The sequence below is a fragment of the Streptomyces sp. ISL-99 genome, assembly GCF_018614005.1.
Taxonomy (GTDB): domain Bacteria; phylum Actinomycetota; class Actinomycetes; order Streptomycetales; family Streptomycetaceae; genus Streptomyces; species Streptomyces flavidovirens.
This window is the reverse complement of record NZ_JAGGPC010000063.1, coordinates 33,740-49,154: the sequence shown is the minus strand read 5'-3', so window position 1 is coordinate 49,154 and position 15,415 is coordinate 33,740. Positions and strand designations below refer to the sequence as shown.

The window sequence follows — 15,415 nt, the reverse complement described above, 5'->3', positions numbered from 1 at the left end:
CGGGAAGTCAGGCGTACGGGAATCAGGCCTCGCGCCGCGCCGCCGCCTTGCGCTCCTTCTCGGCCTTCTCCTGCGCCTCCATCTCCGCGAACACGTCGATGGGCGGCGGGGCCTTCGCCAGGAAGACCCACGTCAGGTACACCGCGAGCAGGAACGGCGGGATCTTCAGCGCGACCAACACCCAGCCGAGCTGGGTGGTGTCGGCCCACCAGTACAGCGGGAAGAGGATCGCGCACTTGGCGAGCAGGATCAGGCCCCAGGCCCAGCTCGCCTTGGCGTACGCCTTCTTGCGTCCCGGGTTCCGCGTCCGCCAGGAGAGGTTCTCCTTGAAGATCGGGCCGAGGATCAGGCCGATCAGCGGAACGCCCGCGAGCGTGGTCACGATGTACGCGAGGGCGAGTCCCAGGGTGTAGATCATGCCCGGCAGGTAGAAGTCCTTGGCGTTGCCGGTCATCATCGCGAAGACGACACCGAAGGCGACTCCGAAGACGCCGCTGAAGGCGTGCTTGACGGTGTCCCGGCGGATCAGCCGTACGGCGACGAGCAGCAAGGACACCGCGAGAGCGGCGATGGCCGAGATGTGCAGGTCCTTGTTGATCGTGAAGATGGTCACGAACAGCAGACCGGGAAGCACGGTCTCCACCATGCCGCGGAGGCCGCCGAAGGCCTCGAAGAGGGCCGCCTCGGTAACGGCCTTGGCGGCCCTGGCGCCCTGGGCGCCCCGGGCGTCCTCGGCTTCGGTCTGTTCGCTGTCGTGGTCCGTCGCGGTCGGCTTGTCGAGAGACGTCACCGGCTACTCCTGTCCGAGCGGTCGGAGCTCGTATTTGGGATTGAAAAGCACCCGGCGGCCGTGGCTCATGGAGATCCGGCCCGAGGCGATGAGCCTGCGGCCCGGTTCTATGCCCACGATGGAACGGCGGCCCAGCCACACGACGTCCAGGGGCGCGGTGCCGTCGAACAGCTCCGCCTCCAGGGCGGGTACACCGGCCCGCGGACGCAGGGTGACCGTGCGCAAGGTACCAGTCACCTTCACCACCTGGCGGTCGTCGCAGTCGCAGATGCGTGAGCAACCCGCGGCCTCCGCGTCTTCCTGCAGCTCCGCGGAGTGCAGGTCCTCCTGCGAGGTGGACAGCCGGTCAAGCATCCGGCGGAACCGGCCGGCAGGCTTCTCCGAACGTGGTACGGCACTCATACACGAAGCCTACCGGGGAGCGGGCCGCCCCGGATCACCCCGGATTCCGGTCGTCGCTGCCGCTGCAGCTACCGCTACCGCTCGAAGCGGTATCCCATGCCGGGTTCGGTGACGAAGTGCCGGGGGTGCGAGGGATCCGCCTCCAGCTTGCGGCGCAGCTGAGCCATGTAGACGCGCAGGTAGTTGGTCTCGGTGCCGTACGAGGGGCCCCAGACCTCCTGGAGGAGCTGCTTCTGGCTGACCAGCCGGCCCGTGTTCCGTACGAGCACCTCCAGGAGGTGCCATTCGGTGGGGGTCAGCCGTACGTCCCTGCCGTCACGGTTCACCTTCTTGGCGGCCAGATCGACGGTGAAGTCGCCCGCGTCGACGATCACGTCGTCCTCCGCCCCTCCCGTCGGCTCGGCCCTGCGGACCGCGGCGCGGAGCCTGGCCAGCAGTTCGTCCATGCCGAAGGGCTTGGTGACGTAGTCGTCGGCCCCGGCGTCCAGCGCCTCGACCTTCTCGTCGGAGGTGTGGCGGGCGGAGAGCACCAGGATCGGTACGCGGGTCCAGCCGCGCAGGCCCTTGATCACCTCCACGCCGTCCATGTCGGGCAGGCCGAGGTCGAGGACGACCACGTCGGGGTGGCGGGCGGCGGCGAGCTGGAGCGCGGTCGCGCCGTCGGGGGCCGCGTCCACTTCGTACTTGCGCGCCTTCAGGTTGATCACGAGGGCGCGTACGATCTGCGGCTCGTCGTCGACCACGAGCACCCGGGTCATGGAGTGCCTGCCTTTCTGCTGGATGCACAGGTGGATGTACGGGCGGGGCGACCGGTTCGTACCGGCGGGTGCCCGGGGGCCGCTTTGAGGGTGAGGACCATCGTCATGCCGCCGCCGGGCGTGTCCTCGGCGGTGAGCGTGCCGCCCATGGACTCGGCGAAGCCGCGGGCGACCGCGAGCCCGAGGCCCACTCCGGCGCCGCGCGGGGCGTCGCCGTAGCGCTGGAACGGCTCGAATATCCGGTCCTTCTCGTCGTCGGGGACTCCGGGCCCGCGGTCCGCGACGCGCAGCTCGACGCGGTCGCCGAGCGCGCTGGCGGCGACGGAGACGGGGACGCCGCCGGGGCTGTACTTCACGGCGTTCTCGACGATGTTGGCGACGGCGCGTTCGAGGAGGCCGCGGTCGACGGCCACCATCGGCAGGGTCTCCGGGATGTCGAGGCCAACGCTCTCGGCGGGTACGCCGACGAGCGCCATCGGGACGACCTCGTCCAGGTCGGTCTCGCGGATGAGGGGGGTGACAGTTCCGGTCTGGAGCCTGGACATGTCGAGGAGGTTGCCGACCAGGTGGTCGAGGCGGTCGGCGCCGTCCTCGATGCCCGCGAGCAGTTCGGCCTCGTCGGCGTCCGACCAGGACACGTCGTCGGAGCGCAGGGACGACACGGCGGCCTTGATCGCGGCGAGCGGCGTACGCAGGTCATGGCTGACGGCGGCGAGCAGGGCGGTGCGGATGCGGTTACCCTCGGCCAGTTTGCGCGCCCCCTCGGCCTCGCCCACCAGGCGCTGCCTGTCGAGTACGACCGCTGCCTGGGCGGCGAAGGCGCCGAGCACCCGGCGGTCCTCGGCGGGCAGGACGCGGCCGGAGAGCGCGAGCGCCATGTGGTCGCCGACGGGCATGTCCACGTCGGCGTCCTCGGGGCGTGTGACCGGGCGGGGGCCGACGCTGCCCGCGCACGTCCAGGGGTCGACGTCGCTCGCCCGTTCGAGCAGCGCGACCGACCGCATGGCGAAGGTCTCGCGGACCCGCTCCAGCAGGGCGTCCAGGGTCGTCTCGCCGCGCAGAACGCTGCCCGCGAGGAACGAGAGGATCTCGGACTCGGCGCGCAGCCGGGCGGCCTGGTGGGTGCGGCGGGCCGCCAGGTCGACCACGGAGGCGACCGAGACGGCCACCGCGAAGAAGATCACGATGGCGACGATGTTCTTCGGGTCGCTGACCGTGAGGGTGCGGGTGGGCGGCGTGAAGTAGTAGTTCAGCAGGAGCGATCCCACGGCGGCCGACGCAAGCGCGGGCAGCAGCCCGCCGAGCAGGGCCGCGAGCACGGTGAGGAACAGGAACAGCAGGACGTTGTTGGCGAGCCCCGGGCCGTGCTCCATGCTCGTGAGCAGCAGCGCGAGCAGGGCGGGAGCCACGGCGCCGACCAGCCATCCGGAGACGATCCGGGCCCGGCCGAGGCGGGCGCCGCGGGCGACGGGCAGGCCCCGGCCCTTGGCGACGTGGTCGTGGGTGACGATGTGGACGTCCAGGTCGGGCCCGGAGTCGCGGGCCACGGTGGCGCCGACTCCGGGGCCGAGGACGTACTGCCACGCCTTGCGGCGGCTGGAGCCGAGCACGATCTGCGTGGCGTTGACGCCGCGCGCGAATTCGAGCAGGGCGTGCGGTACGTCGTCGCCTATGACGTGGTGAAACGTTCCGCCGAGGTCCTCGACGAGGGTGCGCTGTACGACGAGTTCCTTGGGCGAGGCCGAGGTCAGGCCGTCGCTGCGGGCGATGTAGACGGCGAGGATCTCGCTGCCGGACCCCTTGGCGGCCATGCGGGAGGCGCGGCGGATGAGCGTACGGCCCTCGGGTCCGCCGGTGAGGCCGACGACGATGCGTTCGCGCGCCTGCCAGGTGGAGCGGATGTTGTGCTCGCCGCGGTACTGCTGGAGGTACTCGTCGACGCGGTCGGCGACCCACAGGAGCGCCAGCTCACGCAGCGCGGTGAGGTTGCCGGGGCGGAAGTAGTGGGACAGGGCCGCGTCGAGTTTGTCCGGCTTGTATATGTTGCCGTGGGCCATGCGGCGGCGCAGGGCCTGGGGCGACATGTCGACGAGCTCGATCTGGTCGGCCCGCCGTACGACCTCGTCGGGTACGGTCTCCCGCTGCCGTACGCCGGTTATCGACTCGACGACGTCGCCCAGGGACTCCAGGTGCTGGATATTGACCGTGGAGATGACGTCGATGCCGGCCTGGAGCAGCTCTTCGACATCCTGGCAGCGCTTGGCGTTGCGTGAGCCCGGGACGTTGGTGTGGGCGAGTTCGTCGACGAGGGCGACGGCGGGGCGGCGCCGGAGGACCGCGTCGACGTCCATCTCGGTGAAGGCCGCGCCGCGGTACTCGATCTCGCGGCGCCCGACCTGCTCCAGTCCGTGCAGCATCACTTCGGTGCGGGGACGGTCGTGGTGCTCGACGAAGGCGACGACGCAGTCGGTGCCGCGCTCGACGCGCCGGTGGGCCTCGGCGAGCATGGCGTACGTCTTGCCGACACCGGGCGCCGCACCCAGATAGATCCGAAGTTTGCCGCGTCCCATGGCCCCATTGTCATCGCTGTCTCCAGGCAAAACGGACGCGGGGGGCGACTTCAGGTGCGTATTGACGAAGTTCTGATGCTCAGACGTGTTCGACGAGGTGACCGTCGCCGAGTTCCAGGACCCGGTCGGCGAGGTCCAGGAGCTGGGCGTCGTGCGTGGCGACGAGCGCGGTCACGCCTTCGCTCCGTACGACCGCGCGCAGCGCCGGCTTGTTGGCGAGTGCGCGGGCGATGGCGACGCGCTGCTGCTGGCCGCCGGAGAGCTCGCCGGGGCGCTGCGCGGCCTGGCCGGCGAGGCCGACGAGGGCGAGCAGCAGCTCGACGCGCTCCTCGCGCACCTTGGGGTCGGTCCTGCGCAGCCGCATCGGTACGCCGACGTTCTCGGCGGCGGTGAGGATGGGGATCAGGCCGAAGGACTGGAAGATGAAGCCGAATGCGGTCGCGGCGCAGTTCCAGGAGGCCGGTCTCGCCGAGGCCCGCCAGTTCGGTGCCGTCTACGACGATGCGGCCGCGGTCGGCGGTGTCGAGGCCGCCGACCAGGTTGAGCAGGGTTGTCTTGCCGGAGCCCGACCGGCCCTTGAGCGCGACGAGCTGACCGCGCGGCACGGTGAAGGAGACGCCGCGCAGCGCGTGGACGGCCGCCGCTCCCGTGCCGTAGGAGTGGTGCAGATCCGTCACCTCGACCATGGGTCGTCCGGCCGGGTCGTCGACGACCGCAGCGCCGGTGCCGCCCCTGGTGTTCTCGTTCACGCGTGCTCCCCCGTACGGTCGTTCGGCCGGGCGTCAGTATGGTCACCGCGCGCCCGGCCCCGCAACGGTCAGCCCGTGGCCACGAGTTCCTTGAGCGCGATGTTGAGTGCGAGGACGTTTACGCGGGGCTCGCCCATGAAGCCGAGGGTCCGCCCTTCGGTGTGGTCCTCGACCAGCTTCTCGACCCGCTTGACGCCGAGCCCGTTGCGTTCCGCGACCCGGTGCGCCTGGAGGGTGGCGTACTGCGGTGAGATGTGCGGGTCGAGCCCCGAGCCGGACGAGGTGACGGCTTCGGCCGGTACGTCGGAGGGGTCGACCCGGTAACCGGCCGTGGAGTTGTCCCGGACGACGGCGGCCTTCGCGTCCCTGACCCAGGCGATCAGCTCCTTGTTGTCGCCGGAGCGGTTGGTCGCCCCGGAAAGGATGAGCCGGTACTGGGTGTTGACGCTGTTGGTGCCGAGCCCGTTGGCCGGGCGCGGCTGGAACCATCTCAGGTCCGGGTCCGGCGTCTTCTGGCCCTGCTTCAGCGGCAGGTCGTACCGCTGTCCGATCAGCGCGGAGCCGACGACCGCGCCCTGGGACGTGACTTCTGAGCCGTTGGCCTTGTCGTGGAACAGGGCCTGCGCGACACCGGTGACGGCGAGCGGGTAGACGACACCGCAGACGACGGTGAGGACGAGCAGGGCGCGGAGGGCGGCGCCGAGCAGCCGTGCGGAGTTTCTCAGGGAGTTGTTGGTCATTGACGTCACCCGATGCCAGGAATGAGGGAGATGATCAAATCGATGATCTTGATGCCGGCGAACGGCGCGACGAGCCCGCCGAGTCCGTAGATCCCGAGATTGCGCCGGAGCATCCTGTCGGCGCTCATCGGCCGGTAGCGGACACCCCGCAGGGCCAGCGGCACCAGGGCGACGATGACCAGCGCGTTGAAGACGACGGCCGACAGGATCGCGGACCTGGGCGAGGACAGGTCCATGATGTTGAGCTTGTCCAGGCTCGGATACACGACGGCGAACATGGCCGGGATGATCGCGAAGTACTTCGCCACGTCGTTGGCGATCGAGAACGTCGTCAGCGCGCCCCGCGTGATGAGCAGCTGCTTGCCGATGGCCACGATCTCGATCAGCTTGGTCGGGTCGGAGTCCAGGTCCACCATGTTCCCGGCCTCCTTGGCGGCCGACGTCCCGGTGTTCATGGCCACGCCGACGTCCGCCTGCGCGAGCGCGGGAGCGTCGTTCGTACCGTCACCCGTCATCGCCACGAGCTTGCCGCCGGCCTGCTCGCGCTTGATGAGCGCCATCTTGTCCTCGGGGGTGGCCTCGGCGAGGAAGTCGTCGACGCCGGCCTCTTCGGCGATGGCTTTGGCCGTCAGCGGGTTGTCACCCGTGATCATGACCGTCCTGATGCCCATGCGGCGCAGCTCGTCGAACCGTTCCCGCATGCCCTCCTTGACGACGTCCTTGAGGTGGACGGCGCCCAGCACCCGTGCGCCGTCGGCGTCCTCCAGAGCCACCAGCAGCGGCGTACCACCCGCTTGCGCGATGCGGTCGGTGATCTCACGCGCGTCCGGTGCGACACTTCCGCCCCGCTCCTCGACCCAGGCGACGACCGAGCCGGTCGCGCCCTTGCGGACCATGTGCCCGTCCACGTCCACACCCGACATCCGGGTCTGGGCGGTGAAGGCCACCCACTCGGCACTTGCCAACTCCCCCTGGTGGCGCTCGCGAAGGCCGTACTTCTCCTTGGCGAGTACGACGACGGACCGCCCCTCGGGGGTCTCGTCGGCCAGCGAGGAGAGCTGGGCGGCGTCCGCGAGTTCGGCCTCGGTGACGGCCCCGACCGGAACGAATTCGACGGCCCGGCGGTTGCCGAGGGTGATGGTGCCGGTCTTGTCGAGCAGCAGGGTCGACACATCGCCCGCCGCTTCGACGGCGCGCCCCGACATGGCCAGCACATTGCGCTGTACGAGCCGGTCCATGCCGGCGATGCCGATGGCGGAGAGCAAAGCTCCGATCGTCGTCGGGATCAGGCAGACGAGCAGCGCGGTCAGCACGGTCACCGACTGCTTCTCGCCCGCGTAGACGGCGAACGGCTGGAGTGTGACGACCGCCAGCAGGAAGACGATCGTCAACGAGGCGAGCAGGATGTTCAGCGCGATCTCGTTGGGCGTCTTCTGCCGGGCCGCTCCCTCGACCAGGTTGATCATCCGGTCGATGAAGGTCTCGCCGGGCTTCGTCGTGATCTTTACGACGATGCGGTCGGAGAGGACCTTCGTACCACCGGTGACGGCCGACCGGTCGCCCCCGGACTCCCGGATGACAGGCGCCGATTCGCCGGTGATGGCCGACTCGTCGACCGAGGCGACCCCTTCGACGACATCACCGTCCCCCGGAATGACGTCCCCCGCCTCGCAGACGACCAGGTCGCCGATACGAAGGTCCGTACCCGGCACCCGTTCCTCGGCGGAGCCGTTCAGCCGTCGCGCCACCGTCTCGGTCCTGGCCCGGCGCAGGGTGTCGGCCTGCGCCTTGCCGCGGCCCTCGGCGACGGCCTCCGCGAGATTGGCGAAGACCGTGGTCAGCCACAGCCACGCGGTGATCGCCCAGCCGAACCAGTCGGTCGGGTCGAGGAGGGCGAAGGCAGTGGTCAGTACCGATCCCACCAACACCACGAACATCACAGGTGACTTGACCATCACCCGCGGGTCGAGCTTCCGCAGAGCGTCCGGAAAGGACCTGAGCAGCTGCACGGGGTCGAACAGCCCCCCGCCGACGCGGCCGCCGGCCTCGGGCCTGTGCCCGGCCGGCACGTCCTGGTCGTCCCGGTGCGGCGCACGGGTCACGGTGTTGGTGCTCATGACGCGAGCCCTTCGGCGAGCGGACCCAGCGCGAGCGCCGGGAAGTAGGTCAGACCGGTGATGATCATGATCGTGCCGACCAGCAGCCCGCTGAAGAGCGGCTTGTCGGTACGGAGGGTGCCGGCGGTCTCGGGCACCGGCCGCTGCCCGGCGAGCGATCCGGCGAGCGCCAGGACGAACACCATCGGGAGGAAGCGGCCGAGCAGCATCACGATGCCGAGGGTGGTGTTGAACCACTGCGTGTCGGCGTTGAGGCCCGCGAAGGCGCTGCCGTTGTTGTTGGCGCCGGAGGTGTAGGCGTACAGGATCTCGGAGAAGCCGTGCGCCCCGGAGTTGGTCATCGAGTGGGCCGGTGTGTCCAGCGCCATCGCCGCGGCGGTGAAGGAGAGCACCAGCGCCGGGGTGACCAGGATGTAGCAGGCCGCCAGCTTGATCTCGCGGACGCCGAGTTTCTTGCCCAGGTACTCGGGCGTACGGCCGACCATGAGGCCCGCGATGAACACCGCGACGACCGCCATGATCAGCATGCCGTAGAGGCCGGAGCCGGCACCGCCGGGGGCGATCTCGCCGAGCTGCATGCCGAGCAGGGCGATGCCGCCGCCGAAGCCGGTGTACGAGGAGAGGAAGGAGTTGACGGCGCCGGTCGAGGTGAGCGTGGTGGCCACCGCGAAGACGGCCGAGCCGCCGATCCCGAAGCGGGTCTCCTTGCCCTCCATCGCGCCGCCCGCGAGGTCGAAGGCCGGGCCGCCGTGGTGGAACTCGGTCCACATCATCAGGGCGGTGAAACCGAGCCAGATGACCGCCATCGCGGCGAGGATCGCGTAGCCCTGCCGCAGGTTCCCGGCCATGCGGCCGAAAGTGCGGGTGAGCGAGAAGGGGATGACGAGGATCAGGAAGATCTGGAAGAGGTTCGAGAAGGGGTTCGGGTTCTCGAAGGGGTGGGCGGAGTTGGCGTTGAAGTAGCCGCCGCCGTTCGTACCCAGCTCCTTGATGACCTCCTGCGAGGCGACGGCCCCGCCGTTCCACTGCTGCGTTCCGCCCGTGAACTGGCCCACCGGGTGAATCCCGGCGAAGTTCTGTACGGCGCCGCACGCGACGAGCACGATCGCGCCGAGCACGGCCATGGGCAGCAGGATCCGTACGGTGCCGCGCACCAGATCCGCCCAGAAGTTGCCGAGCTCGCCGGTGCGGGAGCGGGCGAAGCCCCGTACCAGCGCCACCGCTACGGCCATGCCGACCGCCGCCGAGAGGAAGTTCTGCACCGCGAGGCCGCCGGTCTGCACGACGTGGCCCATGGCCTGCTCGCCGGCGTACGACTGCCAGTTGGTGTTGGTGACGAAGGACGCGGCGGTGTTGAACGCCTGGTCCGGGTCGATGGAGGAAAAGCCGAGCGAGCCGGGCAGGGAGCCCTGGAGGCGTTGCAGCAGGTAGAGGAAGAGGACGCTCACCGCCGAGAGGGCGAGGACACCGCGCAGGTACGCGGGCCAGCGCATCTGCGCGGTGGGATTGGCGCCGACGGCCCGGTAGATCCACTTCTCGGCCCGCAGGTGGTTCGGGGAGGAGTAGACGCGGGCCATGTGGTCGCCGAGCGGCCGGTACGCCAGAGCGAGCGCCACGACGAGCGCGAGCAGCTGGAGTACGCCGGCGAGGACGGGGCTCATGGTGGGGCTCAGAACCTCTCCGGGTACACAAGGGCGAGGACGAGATAGCCCAGCAGGGAGACGGCCACGACCAGTCCGACGATGTTCTCGGCAGTCACAGCTTCGCCACCCCCTTGGCGACTAGGGCCACCAGCGCGAAGACCGCGAGCGTGGTGACGACGAAGGCCAGATCGGCCATCGGGTGCTCCTGGATGAGATACGGATTCTCTGACCCCCCGAGGAAACCTCCTCCACAGGCGCCCGGGCCGTCCGTTGACGCCTCCCTTACGGCCACGGCCACCGTCTTGACGAGATCCGTACGAGCCCGCCCCACCATCCCCTGACCAGCAAAAAGCCGGTGGGCCGTACCCCCCGCTCGGGGAGTACGGCCCACCGGCCACGTCAGTCTCGGGTCAGCGCGTCAGCGCACTTCGGTGATCTCCGGACCACGCTGCAGCTGTCCCATCCCGCCGGAGAAGCGCGAGCCTTCCTGCTCCTCCTGCTGGACGCCCTCGGGCACCATCTGCGCGTCGTCCGGCAGCTTGAGGACGATCGGGTCACGCGGCGCCATCGGACCCTCGCCCCGTACGACCACGGTGTCCTTGAAGACGTGCTCCAGCACACCCGCGGCCTCCGGCTGCACCGCGCCCTGACCGGAGATCACTCCGCGCAGGAACCAGCGCGGCCCGTCGACACCGACGAAGCGCACCATCTGCACGCCACCCGTGCCGTCCGGCAGCTGTACGGGCACCTGGGCCCGCAGCTCCCAGCCCAGCGGGCCCTCGATCTCGTCGATCACGCCGCCCTGCTGGGTGATGCCCGACGCGATCTCCTCGCGGACCTCGCCCCAGATGCCTTCCTTCTTGGGCGCCGCGAAGGCCTGGAGCTGGACGGCGCTGTCGCGCAGTACGACCGTCGCCGCGACGATCGCGTCGCCCGCGACCTCGACCCGCAGTTCCATGCCCTCGACTCCGGGCACGAACAGTCCGCCCAGGTCGACCCGGCCCTCACCGGGCTCCCTGACCTCGGACACGTCCCACGGACCGTCCGGGCGGGGTGCCGGCGGCAGGTTCACCCTGCGCAGCGACCCGTCGCCGTCCGCGGCCTCGTCAGGCTCGACGTCGTCGACGACCTGCTCGGCCTCGCCCGCCACTACATCGTCGGCGGATTCGCTCTTCTTGCGACGTCCGAACACGTCACTGTCCTTCCCGGTCGGATACGACCGATGCGTATCGATTCCCACCCGCCCGGCCGTCCACAGCGGCATGACCGCCGGTGGAACCGAAGCCCCCCTCGGCCCGCGCCGAGCCGGGAAGCTCCGCGACCTCGTGGAAGCGCACCTTCTCGACCTGCTGGACGACCAGTTGGGCAATCCGGTCGAAGCGCTCGAACCGCACGCTTTCGCGCGGGTCGAGATTGACCACGATCACCTTGATTTCCCCACGGTACCCGGCATCCACCGTCCCCGGGGCATTCACGAGGGCGACTCCACAGCGGGCGGCGAGACCGGATCGCGGGTGCACGAAGGCCGCGTACCCGTCGGGCAGCGCGACAGACACCCCGGTGGGCAGCACCGCACGCTCACCCGGCGCGAGTTCGGCGGCCTGCGTGGTCACCAGATCGGCTCCCGCGTCGCCCGGATGCCCGTACGAAGGCAGCGGTACGTCGGGGTCGACCCGGCGGATCAGCACGTCTACAGGGTTACGGCTCACGGGTTCACCTCGAAGGCGCGGGTGCGCCTGACCTGATCGGGGTCGGCCATCGCCGCCCGGATCTCCTCCGGGCGTCCGTTCTCGATGAAGTGGTCGACCTTGACTTCGATGAAGAGGGCGTCGGCGCGGACGGCCACCGGCCCATCGGGGCCGCCGATCCGTCCGGTCGCCGTGGAGTAGATCTTCCGGCCGTGCACCGCGGTCACCTCGGCGTCAAGGTGCAGCACGGTGTCCACCGGCACGGGACGTACGAAATCGGTCTCCAGCCGGCCGGTCACCGCGATCACCCGCAGCAGCCAGTTCAGCGACCCGAGCGTCTCGTCGAGCGCCGTGGCCAGTACGCCGCCGTGCGCGAGGCCGGGGGCGCCCTGGTGGGCGGGCCTGACTGTGAACTCGGCCGAGACGCGCACGCCGTCGCCGGCGCGGGCCTGGAGGTGCAGCCCGTGGGGCTGGCCGTCGCCGCAGCCGAAGCAGTGGTCGTAGTGCGCGCCGAGCAGCTCTCCGGGCGGCGGTGCGTCGGGGTGCCTGACCGGGGCTATGGCGTCGGCCGGGGGCTTCAGGGCCGCGGACCCGGGGGCCGTCTCCCGGAAGTTCTCAGTACTCACAGGCGCAGACCTTACCCGCGCGGGTACGCGCAGGTCGCACCGTGCCAAGCTTGGTTTCATGCAGCCTTCCGCCCCGCAGTACGCAGAACGTCTCACCGCACCCCGCTCCTGGTGGATCATCGCCGGGCTCATCGGCATCGCGGGCGGCCTGATGCTGCTGCCCCTGGGTCTCCTGCCGATGCTGGGCGGGCTGGTCGGGGCCGGAGCGCTCGCCGCGGCGGGCGTGAGCGCGTACGGCTCGCAGCGGATCCGGGTGGTCGGGGACGCGCTGATCGCCGGTGACGCCCGTATCCCGGTCTCCGCGCTGGGCGAGACCGAGGTGCTGGACGCGGAGCAGGCCCGCGCCTGGCGGTCGTACAAGGCCGATACGCGCGCCCACATGCTGCTGCGCAGCTACATCCCGGGAGCGCTGCGGGTGGAAGTCACCGACCCGGCCGACCCGACGCCGTACCTCTACCTCTCGACGCGCGACCCCGAGGGCCTGGCCGCGGCTCTCGCGGCCGTACGGGCGGCCTAGCCGCCCAGCTCCTTGCGGCCCGGCCCCGGCTCGACCGGGGGCTGTGCCGGCTTTTCGGGCTCGTCGAGAGGCGGCAGCTCGGGCAGCGCGTCCCAGGGGATCTGGGTGCTGCGCAGGTCCTTGCGGACCCGCTCGGCGAGCTTTCTGGTGTCGCGGCGGTTCATCACGGCGCCGACGGCGGCGCCGACCATGAACGGCATGAGGTTCGGCAGATTGCGGACCATGCGTTTCATGATCTGCTGCCGGAGCTGGCGCTTGAGCTGCGTGCCGAGCGCCGTGTTGTACGTGGCCGGTTTGGTCACGTCGATCCCCCGCTCCTGGGTCCAGGAGGTGAGGTAGGCGGTGCTGCGCTGGGTCAGCCCGCCGGGCGGCCGCATGCCGTAGACCTCGTGCAGCTCCGCGATGAGCTTCAGCTCGATCGCGGCGACGCCGGTGATCTCGGCGGCCAGCTCGGCCGGCATCGCGGGGGGTACGGGCAGCATGGCCGCCACGCCGATGCCCGCCCCCACGGTGGAGGTGCCGTTGGCCGCACCCGCCACCAGCTTGTCCGCGATCTGCTCCGGGCCGAGGCCCGGGAACTGCTTGCGCAGGGTCGGCAGGTCACGTACGGGAACGCGCGGCGCCAGCTCGATGACCCGGTCGGCGAGATAGCCGATGCCGGCCTTCGCGCCCTGGCCGCCCTTCCGTACGCCCTGCCTGACAGCCGCCAGGCGCCGGGCCCGCGCAGTGGGCCCTTCCGCCGTTTCGAGCGAGGCCGGCAGGCCTCGCTCGTCGTCACGTGCGCCGACGGCCGCGCTCACGCCTTGCGGCGCCTCCGGGGAATCCTTGCGCCGGAAGCGCTTCTTCCTGGACGGTGTCGCGCCTGCCATGGCCGGCCTGCCTAGTCGCAGTCGCGGCAGATCGGCTGACCGTTCTTCTCCCTGGCCAGCTGGCTGCGGTGGTGCACCAGGAAGCAGCTCATGCAGGTGAACTCGTCGGCCTGCTTGGGCAGGACGCGAACGGCGAGCTCTTCGTTGGACAGGTCGGCGCCGGGCAGTTCAAGCCCTTCCGCCGCCTCGAATTCGTCCACGTCAACGGCCGATGCCGTCTTGTCGCTCCGACGTGCCTTGAGCTCTTCAAGGCTGTCGGAATCGACGTCGTCATCGGTCTTGCGTGGGGTGTCGTAATCCGTTGCCACTGTCGCTCTCCCCCTCTGGGTAGTTGCGGTGTCTCAGCGCACGTAACGCGTGAGAGGCCGGACTTGTGCCCGACCTGAGGCGGAGATTTTGCCTCACATCAAGGTCTGTTACTCAATCGACACCCAACCGAGCCCCTCGGGGTTGATCGGTTTTGATGGCGATCGGGACCGTACACGGTCCGAATGTCGCACTTCACGAGCGCCACCTCGTGTACTTCCCGTTATCTCACCCCCAGGAAACCCGGACTTTTCCCGGTTTTCCGGGGAAGTCCGCGATCACGGAGAGTGGGTGGCCGGAAATCCGAGCCTGTGATCGATCACACACAGGCCGACCCCGGCCGGGTCCAAAAAATTCCGCTTAAAGCGAACAGCCGCGTGGCTGCGCGAAACGTCTCAGACCGGGAGAGTGACACGCATCACGAGGCCGCCGCCCTCGCGGGGCTCCGCGATGATACGGCCTCCGTGGGCCCTCGCGACGCTGCGCGCGATCGAGAGCCCGAGACCCACGCCCTTGTCGCTGCCGGTGCGCTCGGTACGCAGGCGCCGGAACGGCTCGAAGAGGTTGTCGATCTCGTACGCGGGAACCACTGGACCCGTGTTCGAGACCACCAGGAGTGCCTGGCCGTGCTGAATCTCGGTGGTGACCTCGACCCAGCCGTCCTGCGGGACGTTGTAGCGCACGGCGTTCTGCACCAGGTTAAGGGCGATCCGCTCCAGCAGTACGCCATTGCCCTGCACCACGGCGGGCGCCCGCTCGCCGCGGATCTCCACCCCTTTCGCCGCCGCCTCGCCGTGCGCCTGGTCGATGGCGCGCGAGGCGACCTCGGCCAGGTCCACCGGCTTGCGCTCGACGATCTGGTTCTCGCTGCTGGCGAGCAGCAGCAGGCCCTCCACCAGCTGCTCGCTGCGCTCGTTGGTGGCCAGCAGTGTCTTGCCGAGCTGCTGGAGCTCGGGGGGCGCGCCGGGGTCCGACAGGTGGACCTCCAGCAGCGTCCTGTTGATCGCGAGCGGCGTGCGCAGCTCGTGCGACGCGTTGCCCACGAACCTCTGCTGGGCGGTGAAGGCCCGCTCCAGACGGTCGAGCATCTCATCGAAGGTGTCCGCGAGCTCCTTCAGCTCGTCGTCGGGCCCGTCCAGCTCGATCCGCCGGGTCAGGTCCGTGCCGGCCACCCGGCGGGCCGTGCGCGTGATCCTGCCGAGCGGCGAGAGGACGCGCCCGGCCATCGCGTAACCGAAGGCGAAAGCGATGACACTGAGCCCGAGCAGCGCGAGCAGGGAGCGGCTGAGCAGCTCGTCGAGCGCCTGCTGCCGCTGGTGGTTGACGCAGGCGTTCATCGCCGCGTTGAACTGCTCGGGCGAGGGGTTGCTGGGCAGGTCCCGCAGGTCGCACACGGTGCTCTCGACCCGGCCGCTCACGATCTTGAAGGGCAGGTCGCTGCCCACCGCGAGGGCCTGCGCCGCGAGCAGGTAGATGATCGAGAGCAGCAGAATGCCCGCGATCAGGAACATCCCGCCGTACAGCAAGGTGAGCCGTATCCGGATGGTCGGGCGCAGCCACGGGAACGAGGGTTCCGGCCCCCTCGGGTCCCAGGTCGGTTTCGGCGGCGCGCCGGGGGGCGCCGGGGTGGAAGCCATCGC

At 70.1% G+C, this 15,415-nt stretch carries 16 protein-coding genes and 1 pseudogene; 1 reads left to right on the top strand and 16 read right to left on the bottom strand.

Annotated elements, in window-relative coordinates:
• Positions 1-22: 22 nt before the first annotated feature.
• The 13 genes and pseudogenes from J7E91_RS30680 to J7E91_RS30620 all read right to left on the bottom strand — a co-directional run bounded on the left by J7E91_RS30680 (position 23) and on the right by J7E91_RS30620 (position 12,017).
• Positions 23-790: a DUF3159 domain-containing protein gene (locus J7E91_RS30680; RefSeq protein WP_214910073.1), complete on the bottom strand. Its 768-nt coding sequence runs from the start codon at positions 788-790 to the stop codon at positions 23-25.
• A gap of 3 nt (positions 791-793) precedes the next feature.
• Positions 794-1,192: an OB-fold nucleic acid binding domain-containing protein gene (locus J7E91_RS30675; protein WP_214910072.1), complete on the bottom strand. Its 399-nt coding sequence runs from the start codon at positions 1,190-1,192 to the stop codon at positions 794-796.
• A 74-nt stretch (positions 1,193-1,266) separates the two neighbouring features.
• Entirely contained in the window at positions 1,267-1,950 is a 684-nt protein-coding gene (locus J7E91_RS30670; protein WP_214910071.1) for a response regulator, read from the bottom strand.
• Positions 1,947-4,520 (bottom strand): ATP-binding protein, encoded by a 2,574-nt coding sequence (locus tag J7E91_RS30665; protein ID WP_214910070.1) that lies wholly within the window; start codon positions 4,518-4,520, stop codon positions 1,947-1,949. Before J7E91_RS30665 ends, J7E91_RS30670 begins: the two co-directional genes overlap by 4 nt.
• A 79-nt stretch (positions 4,521-4,599) precedes the next feature.
• Positions 4,600-5,269: pseudogene (locus J7E91_RS30660) on the bottom strand (ABC transporter ATP-binding protein).
• A 68-nt stretch (positions 5,270-5,337) separates the two neighbouring features.
• On the bottom strand, positions 5,338-6,009 hold the full coding sequence (locus tag J7E91_RS30655; protein WP_214910069.1) for a potassium-transporting ATPase subunit C: 672 nt from the start codon (positions 6,007-6,009) through the stop codon (positions 5,338-5,340).
• Positions 6,010-6,014: 5 nt separating this feature from the next.
• Complete coding sequence (kdpB, locus tag J7E91_RS30650; protein WP_214910067.1) at positions 6,015-8,126, bottom strand: potassium-transporting ATPase subunit KdpB; 2,112 nt, start codon at positions 8,124-8,126, stop codon at positions 6,015-6,017.
• Positions 8,123-9,787, bottom strand: coding sequence for a potassium-transporting ATPase subunit KdpA (gene kdpA, locus J7E91_RS30645; protein WP_214910065.1), 1,665 nt, complete (start codon positions 9,785-9,787; stop codon positions 8,123-8,125). The genes kdpB and kdpA overlap by 4 nt, the downstream gene beginning before the upstream one ends.
• 8 nt (positions 9,788-9,795) lie before the next feature.
• Positions 9,796-9,885, bottom strand: a complete 90-nt coding sequence (kdpF, locus tag J7E91_RS30640) for a K(+)-transporting ATPase subunit F (RefSeq protein WP_063789431.1) — start codon at positions 9,883-9,885, stop codon at positions 9,796-9,798.
• The gene (locus J7E91_RS30635; protein ID WP_214910089.1) at positions 9,882-10,103 is read right to left on the bottom strand and encodes a hypothetical protein; all 222 of its coding nucleotides are present in this window, start codon (positions 10,101-10,103) and stop codon (positions 9,882-9,884) included. The genes kdpF and J7E91_RS30635 overlap by 4 nt, the downstream gene beginning before the upstream one ends.
• An 84-nt stretch (positions 10,104-10,187) precedes the next feature.
• Complete coding sequence (locus J7E91_RS30630) at positions 10,188-10,961, bottom strand: DUF3710 domain-containing protein (RefSeq protein ID WP_214910063.1); 774 nt, start codon at positions 10,959-10,961, stop codon at positions 10,188-10,190.
• Position 10,962: 1 nt separating this feature from the next.
• Entirely contained in the window at positions 10,963-11,478 is a 516-nt protein-coding gene (gene dut / locus J7E91_RS30625) for a dUTP diphosphatase (protein ID WP_069926482.1), read from the bottom strand.
• Positions 11,475-12,017, bottom strand: a complete 543-nt coding sequence (locus tag J7E91_RS30620; RefSeq protein ID WP_214910087.1) for a PaaI family thioesterase — start codon at positions 12,015-12,017, stop codon at positions 11,475-11,477. Before J7E91_RS30620 ends, dut begins: the two co-directional genes overlap by 4 nt.
• Before the next feature lie 124 nt (positions 12,018-12,141).
• Here J7E91_RS30620 and J7E91_RS30615 point away from each other — a divergent pair, with 124 nt between their 5' ends.
• On the top strand, positions 12,142-12,600 hold the full coding sequence (locus J7E91_RS30615; RefSeq protein ID WP_214910061.1) for a DUF3093 domain-containing protein: 459 nt from the start codon (positions 12,142-12,144) through the stop codon (positions 12,598-12,600).
• On the opposite strand, the gene J7E91_RS30610 is transcribed toward J7E91_RS30615, so the two are convergent.
• From J7E91_RS30610 to J7E91_RS30600, 3 genes are all read right to left on the bottom strand, one after another.
• Entirely contained in the window at positions 12,597-13,469 is an 873-nt protein-coding gene (locus tag J7E91_RS30610) for a hypothetical protein (RefSeq protein WP_214910060.1), read from the bottom strand. The genes J7E91_RS30615 and J7E91_RS30610 overlap by 4 nt on opposite strands.
• 11 nt (positions 13,470-13,480) lie before the next feature.
• Positions 13,481-13,777 (bottom strand): DUF4193 domain-containing protein, encoded by a 297-nt coding sequence (locus J7E91_RS30605; protein ID WP_028814145.1) that lies wholly within the window; start codon positions 13,775-13,777, stop codon positions 13,481-13,483.
• A gap of 393 nt (positions 13,778-14,170) precedes the next feature.
• The gene (locus tag J7E91_RS30600) at positions 14,171-15,412 is read right to left on the bottom strand and encodes a HAMP domain-containing sensor histidine kinase (protein WP_214910059.1); all 1,242 of its coding nucleotides are present in this window, start codon (positions 15,410-15,412) and stop codon (positions 14,171-14,173) included.
• Between the last annotated feature and the right edge of the window lie 3 nt (positions 15,413-15,415).

What these genes read in the sequence shown, in the direction of transcription:
- J7E91_RS30675 (WP_214910072.1), bottom strand. Translation starts at nt 1,192, where the DNA reads ATGAGTGCCGTACCACGTTCGGAGAAGCCTGCCGGCCGGTTCCGCCGG.
- J7E91_RS30670 (WP_214910071.1), bottom strand. Translation starts at nt 1,950, where the DNA reads ATGACCCGGGTGCTCGTGGTCGACGACGAGCCGCAGATCGTACGCGCC.
- J7E91_RS30665 (WP_214910070.1), bottom strand. Translation starts at nt 4,520, where the DNA reads ATGGGACGCGGCAAACTTCGGATCTATCTGGGTGCGGCGCCCGGTGTC.
- J7E91_RS30655 (WP_214910069.1), bottom strand. Translation starts at nt 6,009, where the DNA reads ATGACCAACAACTCCCTGAGAAACTCCGCACGGCTGCTCGGCGCCGCC.
- kdpB (WP_214910067.1), bottom strand. Translation starts at nt 8,126, where the DNA reads ATGAGCACCAACACCGTGACCCGTGCGCCGCACCGGGACGACCAGGAC.
- kdpA (WP_214910065.1), bottom strand. Translation starts at nt 9,787, where the DNA reads ATGAGCCCCGTCCTCGCCGGCGTACTCCAGCTGCTCGCGCTCGTCGTG.
- J7E91_RS30635 (WP_214910089.1), bottom strand. Translation starts at nt 10,103, where the DNA reads ATGGTGGGGCGGGCTCGTACGGATCTCGTCAAGACGGTGGCCGTGGCC.
- J7E91_RS30615 (WP_214910061.1), top strand. Translation starts at nt 12,142, where the DNA reads ATGCAGCCTTCCGCCCCGCAGTACGCAGAACGTCTCACCGCACCCCGC.
- J7E91_RS30610 (WP_214910060.1), bottom strand. Translation starts at nt 13,469, where the DNA reads ATGGCAGGCGCGACACCGTCCAGGAAGAAGCGCTTCCGGCGCAAGGAT.
- J7E91_RS30600 (WP_214910059.1), bottom strand. Translation starts at nt 15,412, where the DNA reads ATGGCTTCCACCCCGGCGCCCCCCGGCGCGCCGCCGAAACCGACCTGG.